The sequence below is a fragment of the Affinundibacterium baiyunense genome (assembly GCF_018139645.1).
Classification (GTDB): Bacteria; Pseudomonadota; Gammaproteobacteria; order Burkholderiales; family Burkholderiaceae_D; genus Undibacterium; species Undibacterium baiyunense.
The window spans coordinates 132,322-148,528 of the sequence record NZ_JAGSPM010000008.1; the positions used below are offsets into that span (position 1 = coordinate 132,322).

13 protein-coding genes are annotated in these 16,207 nt (G+C 45.4%); 9 read left to right on the forward strand and 4 right to left on the reverse strand.

The window, feature by feature from the left end:
- Position 1: 1 nt before the first annotated feature.
- Positions 2 to 1,018 (forward strand): PstS family phosphate ABC transporter substrate-binding protein, encoded by a 1,017-nt coding sequence (locus KDM92_RS13805; RefSeq protein WP_212685040.1) that lies wholly within the window; start codon positions 2 to 4, stop codon positions 1,016 to 1,018.
- Between the two features lie 143 nt (positions 1,019 to 1,161).
- On the opposite strand, the gene KDM92_RS13810 is transcribed toward KDM92_RS13805, so the two are convergent.
- On the reverse strand, positions 1,162 to 1,662 hold the full coding sequence (locus KDM92_RS13810) for an Lrp/AsnC family transcriptional regulator (RefSeq protein ID WP_189347382.1): 501 nt from the start codon (positions 1,660 to 1,662) through the stop codon (positions 1,162 to 1,164).
- 200 nt (positions 1,663 to 1,862) lie between these two features.
- Between KDM92_RS13810 and hppD the strand changes: the two genes are divergently transcribed.
- The 3 genes from hppD (at position 1,863) to KDM92_RS13825 (ending at position 4,978) form a co-directional block, all read left to right on the forward strand.
- Positions 1,863 to 2,981: a 4-hydroxyphenylpyruvate dioxygenase gene (gene hppD, locus KDM92_RS13815; protein WP_212685041.1), complete on the forward strand. Its 1,119-nt coding sequence runs from the start codon at positions 1,863 to 1,865 to the stop codon at positions 2,979 to 2,981.
- Between the two features lie 89 nt (positions 2,982 to 3,070).
- Positions 3,071 to 3,955 (forward strand): phenylalanine 4-monooxygenase, encoded by an 885-nt coding sequence (gene phhA, locus KDM92_RS13820; protein WP_212685042.1) that lies wholly within the window; start codon positions 3,071 to 3,073, stop codon positions 3,953 to 3,955.
- A 228-nt stretch (positions 3,956 to 4,183) separates the two neighbouring features.
- Positions 4,184 to 4,978 (forward strand): type IV pili methyl-accepting chemotaxis transducer N-terminal domain-containing protein, encoded by a 795-nt coding sequence (locus KDM92_RS13825; protein ID WP_212685043.1) that lies wholly within the window; start codon positions 4,184 to 4,186, stop codon positions 4,976 to 4,978.
- A 166-nt stretch (positions 4,979 to 5,144) separates the two neighbouring features.
- On the opposite strand, the gene KDM92_RS13830 is transcribed toward KDM92_RS13825, so the two are convergent.
- Both KDM92_RS13830 and KDM92_RS13835 read right to left on the reverse strand, forming a co-directional pair.
- Positions 5,145 to 6,041: an LpxL/LpxP family acyltransferase gene (locus tag KDM92_RS13830; protein WP_212685044.1), complete on the reverse strand. Its 897-nt coding sequence runs from the start codon at positions 6,039 to 6,041 to the stop codon at positions 5,145 to 5,147.
- Entirely contained in the window at positions 6,038 to 6,898 is an 861-nt protein-coding gene (locus KDM92_RS13835) for a lysophospholipid acyltransferase family protein (protein ID WP_212685045.1), read from the reverse strand. The genes KDM92_RS13830 and KDM92_RS13835 overlap by 4 nt, the downstream gene beginning before the upstream one ends.
- 285 nt (positions 6,899 to 7,183) lie before the next feature.
- Here KDM92_RS13835 and metK point away from each other — a divergent pair, with 285 nt between their 5' ends.
- The 5 genes from metK (at position 7,184) to KDM92_RS13860 (ending at position 15,324) form a co-directional block, all read left to right on the forward strand.
- Positions 7,184 to 8,362 (forward strand): methionine adenosyltransferase, encoded by a 1,179-nt coding sequence (gene metK / locus KDM92_RS13840; protein WP_212685046.1) that lies wholly within the window; start codon positions 7,184 to 7,186, stop codon positions 8,360 to 8,362.
- 81 nt (positions 8,363 to 8,443) lie between these two features.
- Positions 8,444 to 9,319 (forward strand): M14 family zinc carboxypeptidase, encoded by an 876-nt coding sequence (locus KDM92_RS13845; RefSeq protein ID WP_230408354.1) that lies wholly within the window; start codon positions 8,444 to 8,446, stop codon positions 9,317 to 9,319.
- Positions 9,320 to 9,576: 257 nt separating this feature from the next.
- The gene (locus KDM92_RS13850; RefSeq protein ID WP_230408355.1) at positions 9,577 to 11,661 is read left to right on the forward strand and encodes a prolyl oligopeptidase family serine peptidase; all 2,085 of its coding nucleotides are present in this window, start codon (positions 9,577 to 9,579) and stop codon (positions 11,659 to 11,661) included.
- 122 nt (positions 11,662 to 11,783) lie between these two features.
- Complete coding sequence (locus KDM92_RS13855) at positions 11,784 to 13,535, forward strand: ABC transporter ATP-binding protein (protein WP_212685047.1); 1,752 nt, start codon at positions 11,784 to 11,786, stop codon at positions 13,533 to 13,535.
- Positions 13,525 to 15,324, forward strand: coding sequence for an ABC transporter ATP-binding protein (locus tag KDM92_RS13860; protein WP_212685048.1), 1,800 nt, complete (start codon positions 13,525 to 13,527; stop codon positions 15,322 to 15,324). The genes KDM92_RS13855 and KDM92_RS13860 overlap by 11 nt, the downstream gene beginning before the upstream one ends.
- A gap of 47 nt (positions 15,325 to 15,371) precedes the next feature.
- Here the strand turns inward: KDM92_RS13860 and KDM92_RS13865 are convergent, their stop codons facing one another.
- Positions 15,372 to 15,977, reverse strand: coding sequence for a hypothetical protein (locus KDM92_RS13865; protein WP_212685049.1), 606 nt, complete (start codon positions 15,975 to 15,977; stop codon positions 15,372 to 15,374).
- Positions 15,978 to 16,207: the final 230 nt, after the last annotated feature.

The following is a 16,207-nucleotide window of genomic DNA, read 5'->3' on the forward strand; positions in this document are numbered from 1 at the left end:
TATGAAATTAACTCCTCAGAAAAAATTACATGCATCGATTGCCTTATTTATTTTCGGTGCCTTATTGTCGACGCAAGCGACTAAAGCACAGGCGCAATCGATGATTAAGATCGATGGTTCTAGCACAGTATTTCCGATTACCGAAGCGGTGTCAGAAAAATTTCGTGAAAAAAATAGTGCGGTGAAATTCACGATTGGTATCGCCGGCACTGGTGGTGGCTTTAAAAAATTCTGCAAGGGTGAGACCGATATTTCGAATGCATCGCGCCCGATTCTGAAAAAAGAAATGGCCGAGTGCAGCAAGAATGGTGTGCATTACATGGAGTTGCCTGTTGCATTTGATGCGGTGACTGTGGTGATTCATCCTAAGAATAAGTTTCTTAGCAAAATCACTGTAGAAGAGCTCAAAAAGATTTGGGAGCCGGCAGCACAAGGTGTGATCACGACTTGGAATCAAGTTAATCCAGCATGGCCTAAAACACCGATTAAATTGTATGGTCCGGGCGCTGATTCGGGTACGTTTGATTACTTTACCGAGGCGATCAATGGCAAGGCAAAATTAAGTCGGACTGACTTCACTACCTCAGAAGATGATAACGTGATTGTGCAGGCAGTATCGCGCGATGTGAATGCGATGGGCTATCTTGGATTTGCTTATTATTCTGAAAACAGTAAGCAATTGAAGGCAGCAGCAATTGTTGCGAAAGACGCTAAGTCTGCAGTCTTGCCATCAGTGAAGACGGTGATGGATGCTAACTATCAACCATTAGCACGCCCGTTGTTTATTTACGTGAACGCAAAAGCGGATCAACGTCCGGAGGTGAATGCCTTTGTTGATTATTATCTCAACAATGCAGATGCGATCGCCAAACAAGTGAAATACGTTCCTTTGTCGATGAAAGACTATCGTCATACGATGGTGAATTACAAAGTGAAGAAGACAGGAACCGCATTTGGTGGCGAGGCAGAGGTTGGCGTTACGATTGAAGAGTTGCTAAAACGCGAACCGAAAAATTAGTCACTGAGTTTTGAACTAAGATTTGCACAAGCTCAGCACAATTGTCTGCACGAAGTCGTGCGTTTAAATGAAGCTTGAATCAAACTCGACAGTGTAAGAAAGCCAGTAGCCTTACTGGCTTTCTTATTTGTGAATTGGGCGATTTAACTCATGCCGACTGGCAGTGCGGTGGTATCTTTAATCTGCTGCAAAGCAAAACTCGATTTCACATCCAGCACCGCAGGATGTTTTAACAAAGTCTCCATCATAAAGCGCGAAAAATGGTTCATGTCTTCGACGCGCACCCGCAATAAATAATCCATCTCTCCGGTCATTGCATAGCAAGCGACGACTTCTGGCCATTGCTCGACCGAAGCGGCAAAATCGATCCGCGGTGAGCGAGAGTTGCCTTTGGCGGGTGTGTCGGTATGTTTCTCTAACCTGACATTAATATAAGCCAATAAGCCGAGCCCAATTTTTTCTGCTTCTATTAGCGCAACGTACTTGCGTATTACCCCTGCATCTTCTAGTCTTTTGATACGGCGTAGGCAAGGCGATGGAGATAGATTGACGCGTTCTGCGACTTCCTGATTCGTCAATCTACCGTCTGCTTGTAAAATCGCTAAAATTTTACGATCAATTTTATCCAGTTCAATTTGAGGCATGTTCTGCTCTATGTTTGATTTTTGTAGCAATATTATTGCTCAAATAGTCGTTGATGTGCAGTATTTTGGAATTTTATGGCGTATTAGAGGCTTTATACTTGCGGATTGATTTGGCGCAAGGAATCTTTGTTTTGATAGCGATAGATAAATAATCTGACATTGCTTGCATCATAAAAAATGTTTTTTAACCGGAGATAACAATGACCTTCCAAACTTGGGAAAACCCGATGGGGACAGATGGTTTCGAATTTATCGAATACGCTGCGCCAGAACCAAAAGAACTTGAAAAATTATTTATTGAAATGGGTTTCACTGCGATTGCTAAGCATCGCACCAAGAACGTTACTTTGTATCGCCAAGGTGACGTTAACTTTATTATTAACGCCGAACCAAATTCGTTTGCACAACGCTTTGCACGCAAGCATGGACCATCCGTGTGCGCATTCGCGATTCGTGTGAAAGATGCCAACTTTGCTTACAAACGTGCGTTGGAATTAGGCGCATGGGGCTTTGATAATCAAACTGGCCCAATGGAATTGAATATTCCAGCAATCAAGGGGATTGGCGATTCATTGATTTATTTCGTTGATCGTTGGCAAGGTAAAGATGGCGCTGAAAAAGGTGCGATCGGTAACATCAGTATTTATGACGCTGACTTCGTAGCGATCCCGGGTGTTGATCCAAATCCAGTTGGTCATGGTTTGACTTACATTGATCACCTTACGCACAACGTACACCGTGGACGTATGGCTGAATGGTCTGACTTCTACGAAACTTTGTTTAATTTCCGTGAAATCCGTTACTTTGACATCGCTGGTAAATTGACTGGCTTGAAATCAAAAGCGATGACTTCTCCATGCGGCAAGATTCGCATTCCAATCAACGAATCTTCGGATGATAAATCTCAAATCTCTGAATACTTGGACCTGTATCACGGTGAAGGTGTGCAGCATATCGCGATGGGTACCGATAATGTGTACCAAACTGTCGCCGATATGAAAGCTGCTGGCGTGTCTTTCCAAGATACGATTGATACTTACTATGATTTGGTCGATCGTCGTTTGCCTGGTCATGGCGAAGACGTGGAAGCCTTGCGCAAATTGCGTGTATTGATTGATGGTAAGAGCACAGAAACGACGCGTGAATTGTTGTTGCAGATTTTCACAACGACAGTCATCGGTCCTATTTTCTTCGAAATCATTCAACGCAAAGGCGATCAAGGTTTTGGTGAAGGTAATTTCCGTGCCTTGTTTGAATCGATTGAATTGGATCAGATTCGTCGTGGTGTCTTGAAAGACGATACAGCCACTACAGCGTAATTCGTCACAAGCAAATTACGACACGAACAAAAAAGAGCTAACAACAAAAAAAGCTAACAATATGTTAGCTTTTTTTTGGAGACAAATTGATGGATACCTCAGTTTCAAATGAAGATTTCTTGGCGACGGTAGCCGAAAAATCGAATGGTGCTGCCTTACGTGGTGATTACGCGCATATGGACGCACACTATGTGGTGCAGCAGGATTGGGCTGCCTATACCGAGGCCGAGCATGATCTCTGGCGCAAACTGTACCAACGTCAAATGGCACTCTTGCCGGGACGTGCATGCGATGAATTTATCGAAGCATTGGCAAAGATGGATATCAGTGCGGGGATTCCGGTGTTCGAAAAAACCTCTAAAGAATTATTCGCTGCAACGGGTTGGACAATTGTTGCGGTACCAGGCTTGATTCCCGAACTGACATTTTTTGATCATCTGGCGAATCGTCGGTTTCCGGTGACTGTTTGGTTACGTAAGCCCGAAGAATTTAATTACATAGTTGAACCCGATGTGTTCCATGATTTCTTCGGTCATGTGCCACTTTTATTTAATCCTGTATTTGCCGACTATATGCAGCGCTACGGTCAGGGTGGTTTAAAAGCGATGCGGCTCGGTGGCTTGGATGAACTCGCGCGCTTATATTGGTACACGGTGGAGTTTGGTTTGATCAATACACCGGCCGGCATACGTATTTATGGCGCGGGCATTTTGTCGTCTGGTGGCGAAGTCGAGTATTGCTTGACGCGTGGTACGAAGTCGCGTCACATTCGTTTGGATATCGAACGCTGCTTGCGTACCTTGTACAAAATTGACTCGTATCAAGAGACGTACTTTGTGATCGACAGTTACCAACAGTTATTTGATGGCACTGCACCTGACTTCACCCCGATTTATCAAAAGTTAAAGTCGATGGATGTGCTGCCAGCAAATACCTTGTTGGCCGACGAAATCGAATTACTTCCCGCGCTTTAAATCACTGCGGTGCGTGACGGCTAAGGTGGTCACGCACTTTCTTTATCTAGTTAGTTTGACATTGCGTTGGTACTAACATGTACTGACTTCTGCTAACTACGTCTCAGGCTTTCAAGTTGTAGGTAATCCCTAAGCTAGTCCTTAATTTTGCCATCGGTAGTTCGAATGGCGAATGGTTTGCGTTGCACTGGCGATTTACTATTTCTGATCATTTTCGGGAGTGTAAATATGCAACGTAGAGATTTTATAAAAATCGGGTGCGTGCTAAGTGCCAGTTTGGGGCTCAGTTCAGTTGGTTTTGCACAAGTACAAAATCTGAATGATGCGATCAACAAGGCAGGGCGACAGCGCATGTTATCGCAACGTTTGGCGAAAGCCTATTTGCAGATTGGTATGGGGGTTGATCTCGACCAATCTCGAAAAATCTTGGACGCTTCTGCTGCGCTGTTTGATCGTCAATTGATCGAATTAAAAAATTTTAAGACGACAGCCGAGATCAAAGATGGGATTTTGAAATCGGATAAGACTTGGCTGGTGTACAAAGATTTACTACTAGGCAAAGCCGCCAATCCTAGCGATGCAAAGCAAGTGCTCCAGATGAGTGATTCACTACTCACGATGGCCGATCAAGTGACGCAACAATTGGAAAAGCAGGCGAATTCCGCTGCTGGCAAATTAGTGAATATCGCTGGGCGTCAGCGCATGCTCTCGCAACGCATGGCAAAGATGTATCAAGCCATACAGTGGGAAGTCGTGGAAGCGTCGAGTATGCAATCTTTGGAAACAATACGAAAAGAATTTAATAGCAATATGCAGCTATTAGAATCCAATGCAGACACCACCAAATCTATCCAGAATGAATTGAAGTTGGCGCGTCAGCAATGGGCGTATTTTGATCACGCCATTCGGCAGCCTGCTGATCCACGTATGCGCCAGCAATATGCAACCACAGTGGCGACAACCAGCGAGCGCATTTTGCAGCAAATGGATATTGTTACAGGCTTGTACCAAGCGCTCAGTTAAGATCACCTAGGATCACTTAGGCTCAACTAAGTTCGCCTAAGCTCAATTGAGTGCGCGTTGCTAGATGTGGCAATGAGTGACGGTGTTCATCGTTAATCGCGTGTGTTATCTATGCAATACGTAATGTCAGCGCCAATCGATTGATTGGCGTTTTTTTTGATGAGGTTTACTGATGTGTATCTTGAAATTGCTGGGTATTTTTGTAGACGCTTGCTTCACCTTGTGGTCGTGTTTTGAAGCGGCGGTGGGTCCAGAAATATTCGGCTGGCATCTTCAAGATTTCTGATTCGATATAGGCGTTCATAAAACGGGTAGAGCTAACGATATCGGTATGCGGGTAGTCTTCCCAAGCTTGATCAAACTTCACATTCCAACCATCGTAGCCCGGACGTATGCTGGCGATCACCGGAATCACTTTGGCATGAGTTGCCGCGGCAATTCGTGGCAATGCGGTGAGTGTCGCAGCGGGGACACCAAAGAAGGGCACAAATTCTGCATCTTTGGCACCAAAATCCATGTCGGGTAACATGAAGAATGGCAGATTTTCCTTCATCGCGCGAATGATAGGTTTGACACCTTCTGCACGTGAAAATAATTTTACTGGACGAAAACGTGAGCGACCTTTGCGCAACGCCTTATCGAAAGTTTTGTTTCTTTGCGTGGTGTAGATCGAGCAGAGTGAAGATTCCAACATTACTGCAACACCCGCAACATCGAGACTCACAAAATGTGGGCACATGAAAATTGTTGGTGAGCTCGTCATTTCCGCCACCGGCATGGCATAGTCGACATGAATTAATTTACGTAGACGGCGTTCGGAAGACCACCAGAGAATACCTCGTTCCAATACGCTACGCACATAGACTTGAAAATGGCGTCGCGTGATTTTCTTTCTTTCTGACTCTGGCATTTGCGGAAAACATAAGCGCAGATTCGTTAAACAGATATGGCGACGGCGACTCAAAATGAGATATAAAAGACTACCTAAGCCTTCGCCAATACGCGCCAAGATCGGCAGCGGCAACCAGTGCAGCAGCCACATAATTAGTACGGCAAATCTCATGCGTTTTCCTGTGATTGGGTTTCTTCTGGACCAGTGACACCATCTGGTTTTTTATAGCGGTGATAACTCCAGAAATACTGACTTGGCACCTTGGCGATGAGTTTTTCCATTGCTTGATTAATCGCGCGGGCTTGTTGTGCGGCGTCGCCGTCGAGTGACTCAGTAAAGGGAACAAAGCGTTGCACGAAGCCACGACCGAAAGGCAGGCGCTCGGCATAGGTCAAGATAATTGGCGCACCTGTCATCGCCGCTAATTTGGCAGATAAAGTCATGGTGTAAGCTGGTTTCCCAAAAAAATCAGCCCACACGCCTTCACCCTCTTGCGGTACTTGGTCGGGTAATAAGCCGATCGCTTCGCCTTTTTTTAAGGCTTTAGCCAAAGCACGAACGCCGGATAAATTAGCGGGTGCTAATAACATGCCACTGGATGCGCGTGCGTCTTCAAGTAGCGGCTTCAAAGCGTCTTTTTTTGGCTGTCTGTATAGCACAGTCATTTTGGTGCGTAAGGCGATAGATTTTCCAGACAGTTCAAAACAACCTAAATGCGGTGTCAAAAAAATCACGCCTTTTTTGGCATCAATCGCAGCCTGCGCGATTTCCCAATTTTCTAATCGAACCTTGGCGGCCAATCGTTCTGGTTTGCCTAACCAAATCAGCGGCAATTCCATAATATTTTTGCCAGCTTCGCGCAATGCGACACCGACTTGCCCTTCGCAAGAGGCGAGTGCCATATTGCTACGCATGCGTTTGCGATAAGTTGGCGATAGGGCGTACACCACATAGCCAAGAATGACACCGACAAAGTGCAGGACAGGAAGTGGGAAAACCGATAAAAAACGGAACAGACGAATTAACATGAGTCTGGAAATGATGGTGAATTACTAAGAGTGATGGATTTTTTCATATTGATACACCTCAAAAATCTAAGGCAATTCGACATGAATCCTGTAAGAGGCGTAAAATAGCACATATTGGCACCTGAATGAAATGATGCAGAGCGATCTGTCAGCATATCTTGAAGTAAATCAGGCGCCCCCGCCGAGTTAAATAGACAACTTGCGAAGCGGGTAATAAATTTCGCTAAAGCGTCGCAGGAACTCTTTCTTACTGCGACTTTACGTCACATTTTATAGGAGCCTGCGATGGCAAATGATTTTCTCTTCACCTCAGAATCAGTTTCTGAAGGTCACCCAGACAAAGTTGCGGATCAAATTTCTGATGCAATTTTAGATGCAATCTTCGAGCAAGACCCACGTTCCCGCGTAGCTGCTGAAACCCTTGTGAATACTGGCTTAGTGGTATTAGCTGGCGAGATCACGACGAATGCACATGTCGATTATATTCAAGTTGCACGCGATACCATCAAGCGTATTGGTTACGATAATACCGAATATGGTATTGATTACAAAGGCTGTGCGGTTTTGGTGGCTTACGATAAGCAATCGAATGATATCGCGCAAGGTGTTGATCATGCATCCGATGACCATTTGAATACAGGCGCGGGCGATCAAGGTTTGATGTTTGGTTATGCTTGTGACGAAACGCCAGAACTCATGCCCGCACCGATCTACTACGCGCATCGTTTGGTAGAGCGCCAAGCGCAATTGCGTAAAGATGGTCGCTTGCCGTTCTTGCGTCCTGATGCAAAAGGTCAAGTGACGATGCGTTATGTTGATGGCAAACCGCACAGTATCGATACAGTCGTTTTGTCGACACAACATAGCCCAGATCAAAGCGATGGTAATAAGATGAAGCCATCGTTTATCGAAGCAGTTGTTGAGGAAATTATTCGTCCAGTATTGCCAGCAGAGTGGTTGAAAGATACGAAGTTCTTGATCAATCCTACCGGTCGCTTCGTGATCGGTGGTCCACAAGGTGATTGTGGTTTAACTGGTCGTAAAATCATCGTTGATACTTACGGCGGTGCTTGCCCTCACGGTGGCGGCGCTTTCTCTGGTAAAGATCCTACAAAAGTCGATCGTTCTGCCGCCTATGCGGCACGCTATGTGGCGAAAAATATTGTCGCAGCTGGTTTGGCAAAGCAGTGTCAGATTCAAGTGGCGTATGCGATTGGCGTGGCACGTCCTATGAATGTGACGGTGTACACTGAAGGTACGGGCGTAATTCCAGATGAGCAAATCGCTGCTTTAGTGAACGAGTATTTTGATTTGCGTCCACGTGGCATTATTCAAATGCTTGATTTATTGCGTCCAATTTATCAAAAGACTGCAGCATACGGTCACTTCGGACGTGAAGAACCTGAATTCACTTGGGAACGTACTGACAAAGCGCAAATCTTACGCGCTGCCGCTGGTTTGTAATTTATTGATTCATTGGATTTATTCTTCATGCTCAAGCGCCAAGTTGTTTTGTCGGACGTGAAGAAATATCAGAACAGAGCGATGCGACTATTGAGCGCATCGCTCTTTTTATTTGGCGTTAGTATGCATCTCGATGCGCGCGCTAATGTGCGAGCAGAACCTGTCTCTGCACCGGTCAAATTGCAACAGTGGTGTAAGCAAGTGACACCGCGTTTGCCCAAGGTGTCCTTGAATGAATGTTTGCAGAGCAAGCTTGCTCCTAGCGATGGTCGCTCATTCAAAGCGATACCATTAATGACCAGAGATTTCTCCGCAGATCCACGCACAAAAAAAGTGCGTAGAGTGTTATTGATTGGCGGTATCCATGGTGACGAAAAGACTGCGACCGCGGTAGTGTTCAAGTGGTTAGCAGCGATGAGCAAATCGAGTACACAAGAATTTCAATGGAAGGTCGCGCCGCTGGTGAATCCTGATGGTTTACTTGCGCCAAAGTCCACGCGTGTCAATGCGCGAGGTGTGGATTTAAATCGCAACTTTCCAACCCCAAATTGGGAAAAAGAAGCTTCGCAGTATTGGGCAAAAAAGACGAAAAGTGATCCACGTCGTTTCCCTGGCAAGAAACCTATTTCCGAGCCTGAAAGTAAGTGGATTTTTGATACGATCAAATCCTTTCAGCCAGATGTCATCATTTCTGTGCATGCACCCTTTGGTGTGCTTGATTTAGACGGGCCAGCACAACCACCGACGCGCTTTGGGCGCCTGCATTTTAATCGTGTGGGAGTGTATCCGGGTTCGTTGGGAAATTACAGTGGAATGCATCAAGAGATTCCAGTCCTCACAATCGAATTACCTCATGCTTTAACAATGCCGAGCCCGAATGAAATTAATCGCATTTGGCAAGATATGCAGGCTTGGATACGTCAACATATCGTGGTACGTAAAAGTGAAGCACCTTAGCGGCGTATCCTGAGGTCTTTTTTGTAGCTGAAATAAGCGGATATCCCCTCATCGCGCATCGTATTTTTCTGCACTTTTTTGATACTTCGCTGTCTAATCCGATTACGTTTATACTTCACTATTCTTTTTTCTTAAGATTGATGCTTTTTAATACGAGCCGCGACGCTTTGCATGCTGTTTGAGAACAAGCGTATCTTTTGACAAACAAGAATATTTTTTCAATCGACAATTGATCAACAATTTCAACGATAAAAATCATGAAAACAAAAGTCAAATTACTCGTGTTGGCAGCGACCGTGTTTAGTATTCACAATGCGATGGCGCAGGTTGAGGACAAACATCAATGGTTAGAGGACGTCGGCGGTGAGAAGGCGCTCGATTGGGTCAAAGCTCGCAATCAAGAAACCAGAAATAAGCTCGACAACGATGCGGGTTTTTTAAAGTTACGTAGTGATCTGCAAGTGATCCTTGATTCTAAAGATCGCATTCCAGGCATACAAAAAATCGGCAATGCGGTTTATAACTTTTGGACAGATGCGGAGCATCCGCGCGGTGTTTGGCGTAAAACAAGTTTAGTCGAATATCGTAAGCCATCGCCAAAGTGGGAAGTGGTAATGGATTTGGACGCGATTGCCAAAGCGGAAAATGAGAATTGGGTCTTTAAAGGTAGCCAATGTCGTGAGCCGGAGTACGATCGTTGCATTATTAATTTATCACGCGGTGGTGCAGATGCGGTGACCATTCGTGAGTTTGATTTAAAGACGAAGCAGTTCGTAAAAGATGGTTTTAGTTTGCCAGAATCCAAGATGAATGTTGCATGGCGTGATAAAAATACCTTGTTTGTTGGTACTGATTTTGGTGCTGGATCAATGACAGATTCGGGTTATCCGCGTATCGTCAAAGAGTGGACACGTGGCACACCTATCAGTACCGCTAAAACAATTTTTGAAGGCAAGAAAGAAGATATTAGTGTGTCGGCTAGTCGAGTCAGCCATCGCGGGATTACGCACGAAATTGTGAACCGCGCGGTTACTTTTTATACTTCTGAAGTGTTCTTAATGCGCGGTAGTAAGTTGTTGAAGTTGGATATTCCTGCGCAGACAGGTTATGAATTTTTCGGTACGCAATTCATCGTTACACCAAATGAAACTTGGACTACCGGTGGCAAAACTTATCCGCAAGGTAGCGTTTTGGCGATAGATTTCGAAGCCTTCTTGAAAGGGGATCGTAATTTTACTGTTCTGTTTCAACCGACAGATAACGCATCCTTTACGGGTGTTACAGCAACCAAGAATTATTTGTTAATGCAATTGCTGCAAGACGTTAAGAGTAGTTTGGTTGAACTGCAATTTAAACAAGGAAAGTGGATTGCTCGTAACGTGACTCTGCCTACGATGGGTGCAGTCGGCGTCAGCCCTCTGGATTCGGAAAAATCGGACGAGTATCTACTTAGTTACTCTGATTATTTGACACCGAGTGTGTTGCATCTAGCTAAGGCGGGTACAGATCAACGCCAATTATTGAAGTCCGCACCTAGTTTTTTTGATGCTAGTCCGTATCAAGCCGTACAAAAGTTTGCGACATCAAAAGACGGTACTAAAGTGCCTTATTTTATGGTGCACAAAAAAGATATCAAACTTGATGGTACTAGCCCGACTTTGTTATATGCGTACGGTGGTTTCCAAGTTTCTTTAACACCTTCTTACTCCGGCGGTATTGGCAAAGCTTGGTTAGAAAAAAGTGGCGTATATGTGGTGGCAAATATTCGTGGCGGTGGGGAGTACGGTCCACGTTGGCATCAAGCCGCGTTAAAACAAAACCGTCAACGCGCGTATGAGGATTTTGCTGCAGTAGCAGAGGATTTGATTCGTAGCAAAATCACTAGTGCAAAACATTTAGGTGCAATGGGCGGAAGTAATGGTGGCTTATTGGCTGGGGTGGCGCTGACGCAGCGTCCTGAGTTGTTTAACGCAGTGGTTAGTCAAGTTCCTTTATTGGATATGCAGCGCTATAACAAGTTATTGGCCGGTGCTTCATGGATGGGGGAATATGGTAATCCTGATGTGCCAGCTGAATGGGAATACATTCAACAATACTCGCCGTATCACAATGTGAAGGCGGAATTGAAGTATCCAAACGTCTTGTTCATTACATCAACCCGTGATGATCGTGTTCATCCAGGCCATGCACGTAAGATGGCCGCCAAAATGTTAGATCAAGGTCATTCCAATGTTTGGTATTACGAAAACATTGAAGGTGGACATGGCGGTGCTGCAAATAATGCGCAGCGTGCAGACATGAGTGCGATCACGTATTCGTTTTTGTGGAATATGTTGAAGTAAAAAGCATTAGACGCAGTGGCGCAGGGGACGCAGAAAATCTTCCTAGAATTTTTCTCTGCGTTCTCTGCGCCTTTGCGTCTCTGCGTCTATGAGAAAAGTGATCTCAATTTGAAAGTCCTAGCATGACCCTGTACCAACTCCTCGCCCAATTTATTCGTCAACATTGGCGCTCTTACTTTGCCGCTGCGGTCATGCTGTTTTTGGTGGCGGCATTGACTGTATTAATTCCCCGTAAGATTGGTCAGATTATTGACTCTATGGTGGCGCACAATTTGGCTGGTGAAGCTTTACTGTGGGAATTGGCAACTGTGTTGCTGATGGGTGTCGCGATTTACTTTTTGCGCGTTGGGTGGCGCTTGCAGTTGTTTGCTGCATCGTATCGTTTAGGGGCGCAATTGCGCTTACGTTTGTATCAGCGTTTAAGCATGCAAGGCCCGGCTTTTTTTCAACAACAACGTACCGGCGATTTGATGGCTTTGGGTACTAATGATGCGGATGCAATTGAGTTGGCTGCGGGTGAAGCGGCATTGGCAGGATTTGATGGTGCGATGACTTTTGTGCTGGTGATCGGCATGATGACCTTGGGTGTCGATTGGCGCTTGGCGATAGCGGCACTATTGCCTTTTCCATTCATGGCTTGGGCGTTTAAAAAGATCACTCACCATGTACATGATGCATCAAAAGAATCATTAGAACGTTTTAGTAAGCTCAACGATCACGTCCAAGAAACTATTTCTGGTGTACGCACTTTGCGGGTATTAGGATTAGAGCAGCGCAACGCCGAGCAATTTGCTGAGATGGCAGAGCATGCCGCTGCCGCAAGCTTGAGTGCGCAAAGGTGGGAGGCCGCTTACGAACCAGCGGTTGGTGTTGCTCTAACTGCGGCGGGTGCTTTGACTCTCGGTGTAGGTGCTTATTTGGTTTGGCAAAACGAAATGAGCATCGGCAATCTGACCGCATTTAGTATGTATTTAGGTCAATTGATTTGGCCGATGTTTGCTGCTGGTTGGGTCTTGTCTTTATTAGAACGCGGTAAAGCGGCATGGGGACGTTTACGTCCAGTTTTGGAAGCGGATTTGGTGATTCAAGATTTAGGCACGATACAAAGCCAAGTGGGTGGTACCATTCATTTTGATAAAGTGAGCTTCTCGTATCCCGGTCAAGCCAATTTAGCGCTAAATCAATTGAGCTTTGATCTGCATGCCGGACAAACCTTAGGCATTGTGGGCGCAACTGGCGCTGGCAAATCTAGTGTGCTCCGACTACTGCTAAGGCAATTTGAGACCAAACAAGGTCAAGTACGGTGGGGCGAACATCGTATTTCGGCTTATCCATTGGAACGCCTACGCAATGCGATCAATTGGGTAGCGCAAGAGCCTTTTTTATTTTCTGCATCAATCGCTAGCAATATCGCTTTATCGAACCCGCAAGCAAGTCGTGAGCAGATTATGCATGCAGCAGAATTAGCAGCGATTCATGAAGACATCTTACGTTTTCCTGAAGCTTACGATACCCCAGTTGGTGAGCGTGGTGTGACTTTATCTGGCGGACAAAAACAGCGCGTGGCGATTGCGCGTGCTTTACTAACGGATAGTCCATTATTGTTATTAGATGACGCACTATCAGCGGTTGATACCGATACCGAAACACGCATACTTAGACATCTAGCCGAATTGCGTTTAGCGCGACCGGAACGGAGTGCGATTATCGTTAGTCATCGTTTAAGTGCGGTAGCAGAAGCCGATCATATTTTAGTATTGCGCGAAGGCGTATTGATAGAACAAGGTACCCATTCGCAGCTATTGGCACTCGATGGCTGGTATGCGAGTCAGTGGAAGTATCAACAATTAGAGGCAGATTTAAATGCAGCCTGAAGTTCACGCAAATGCAGAGAGTCAGTCGAAAGAACAGCATAGTCAAATCGATAAGCCGTCTGAGAAAAAACTGGCTGTGCAACTATTAGTTCAAGCAGCCAAACCTGAGAAAACCCATGTCATTTTAGGTGTGCTATTTTTGTTTCTAGCATCAGCACTTGAAGCTATAGGGCCGATTTTAGGTAAGGCATTTATCGACCATTATTTACTACCTAGGAACAATGATATCTGGATGATGACAGGTATCTTGCTGGCGTTTGTTATTACCGGTTGGTGGGCGACTTGGCTGCGTTATTTGCAATTGACGCGCCTAGCTGGCGTCGCGATGCGCTCGGTGCGTCGCTTGCGTGAGCAGGTGTATGCACATGTCTTGCGATTGCCGATGGCTTTTTTTGATAAAGCGATCACTGGGCAACTGGTGAGTCGTGTCACGAATGATACCGAGGCAGTCAAGAACTTGTACGTACAGGTGTTGTTTGTGATGCTTGATAGTTCTATCGTCGTGCTCGGTGCTTTGATTGCGATGGCATGGTTGGATTGGCGTTTGATGTTGATCGTTTTAATGTTAGTGCCAGCTGTAGTCGTGATCGTATGGTTTTATCAGCGTTGGAGTGCGCCAGCGGTAACGCGTGCGCGGCAAATGCGCAGTGAGATCAATGCGCAAGTAGCTGAAAGTATTAATGGCATGAGTGCGCTGCAAGCTTGCAATGCGGAGCGCGGATTTGGTGAACGCTTTGAAGCCACCAATCAAAAACATTATGCAGCGCGTGTCGATGAATTACGCGCTAATGCGTGGTTACTGCGTCCAGCATTAGATTTATTGAATTCTCTATTGCTGGTAATTGTGATTTTTGTGTTTGGTCAACGTAGTTTTTCTGGATTAGAAATCGGCATCTTATACGCGTTTGTGAGTTACATCGCACGTGTCGTCGATCCCTTGATACAAATTACTTTACAGTTTGGACAAATTCAACAAGCGGTAGTGTCCGCCGCACGCGTTAATACCTTGTTACAAGAATCGACTGCCGCCAGCAAACAAAATGATGCCGAGATTAGTCACGGTGCACTGCATTTGTCGAAGGTGCGATTTGGTTACGATCCCGCGCAAGTGATCTTGCATGAAATTGACTTAGATATTCCTGCAGGAAGTTTCTATGGCGTCGTTGGCCATACTGGTAGTGGTAAATCGACGCTGCTTAGTTTGCTATTGCGCTTTTATACCGCGCAGAGTGGCAAGATCCTGATCGATCATCTCGATTTACAAGAGTTGAGTGATGAGCGTTTTCGTGCCAGTGTTGGACTAGTGCCGCAAGAGCCGTTTTTGTTAGCAGCGAATGCACGTGAAAATATTGCGATGGGACGTGATATTAGTGAAGCCGATATTATCGCCGCCGCGAAAGCCGCACGCGCACATGATTTTATTTTGCAGTTGGAACATGCTTACTTGACGCCATTAGGCGAGGGCGGTGCGAAGCTATCAACAGGACAAAAACAGCTGATCGCGATTGCGCGGGCATTAGCCGGTCGACCCAAGATTTTGTTTTTAGATGAAGCAACTTCGCACATTGATAGTGAGACCGAACAGATTGTGCAGTTGGCTTTGAATGAGTTACGAGGAAAAGTGACCATCGTGGCAATTGCACATCGTCTATCAACCATACGCGATGCCGATAACATCATCGTTTTAAATCACGGTCGTATCGCCGAGCAAGGACAACATACTGAGTTAATGGCGATTGAAAATGGCTTGTATCAGAAATTATATCTGCTGCAAACTTTAGAGGACTAGGTGGCGGAACTGGGGCAAAGAGAAGTAGTTGTGCTTCCTGAATAAAATCAACGCGGACAAATAACAGGCCTCGCCTCGGCTTGGTTTAAGTAAGTTCTACCGGGATCTGGCGCTTTGAAACAGGTATTTCCTAGCTTCGTAATTTGCGTGCCATCTGCAGCCTGAAAAGTTTCTAATTGCAAGCCGCGCGGTTTGCCTGCTTTTTCTATCTTGTGTGCGAGCTCTTCCCACTTATCTTTGTAGGGATAGTTTTGCTTTTGCCAGTATTCGCGTGCGATTTGATTTGCTGGCTTAGCTGCCTCTATCTTTTGTTGTTCAAATCGAAGATCTCGTTCTAAAGATTGACTGATGGCCTTGACGTCGCGATTGAGTGTGGGTTGCGGTGGAGGCTCTACTTCTAGCTCGTCAGTTGCTTTGCTTGTTTGATTGGCTTGTGGCGGGATGGCAGTTAAGGATGGTTTGATCGCTACTTGACGCTTGGTGTTGGCAATATTTTCTTGTTTGGTCTTAAGTTCTAATCGAGTGCTTGGACTTTTGATAAAAACAATCGACATCTTTTGTTTGAGTTGATCCAAATTACTAGATTGCTTGCTTGAAAAGCTTGGCCAATCTGATGCGTTGATAATGCTATATAGGCATGCCAGATGGCTCATCAATACGATCAATATACGCAGTAATCTTGATCTAAATTGCGTGTCAAAAACCATAGCAAGACGCCAATATGAAAACGGGAATTCGCAAGTCTAGTGGAGATCGATGCATCGCGAAATCGTCGATTTGGATGATCTAAGCCTTGCTCTAGATGGTACCGAATTGCAGTACCAAATAAAGAAAACGCTTGCAGCGTAAGATAGTCGGTTTACACTGTGCGTTTTCATTTTAC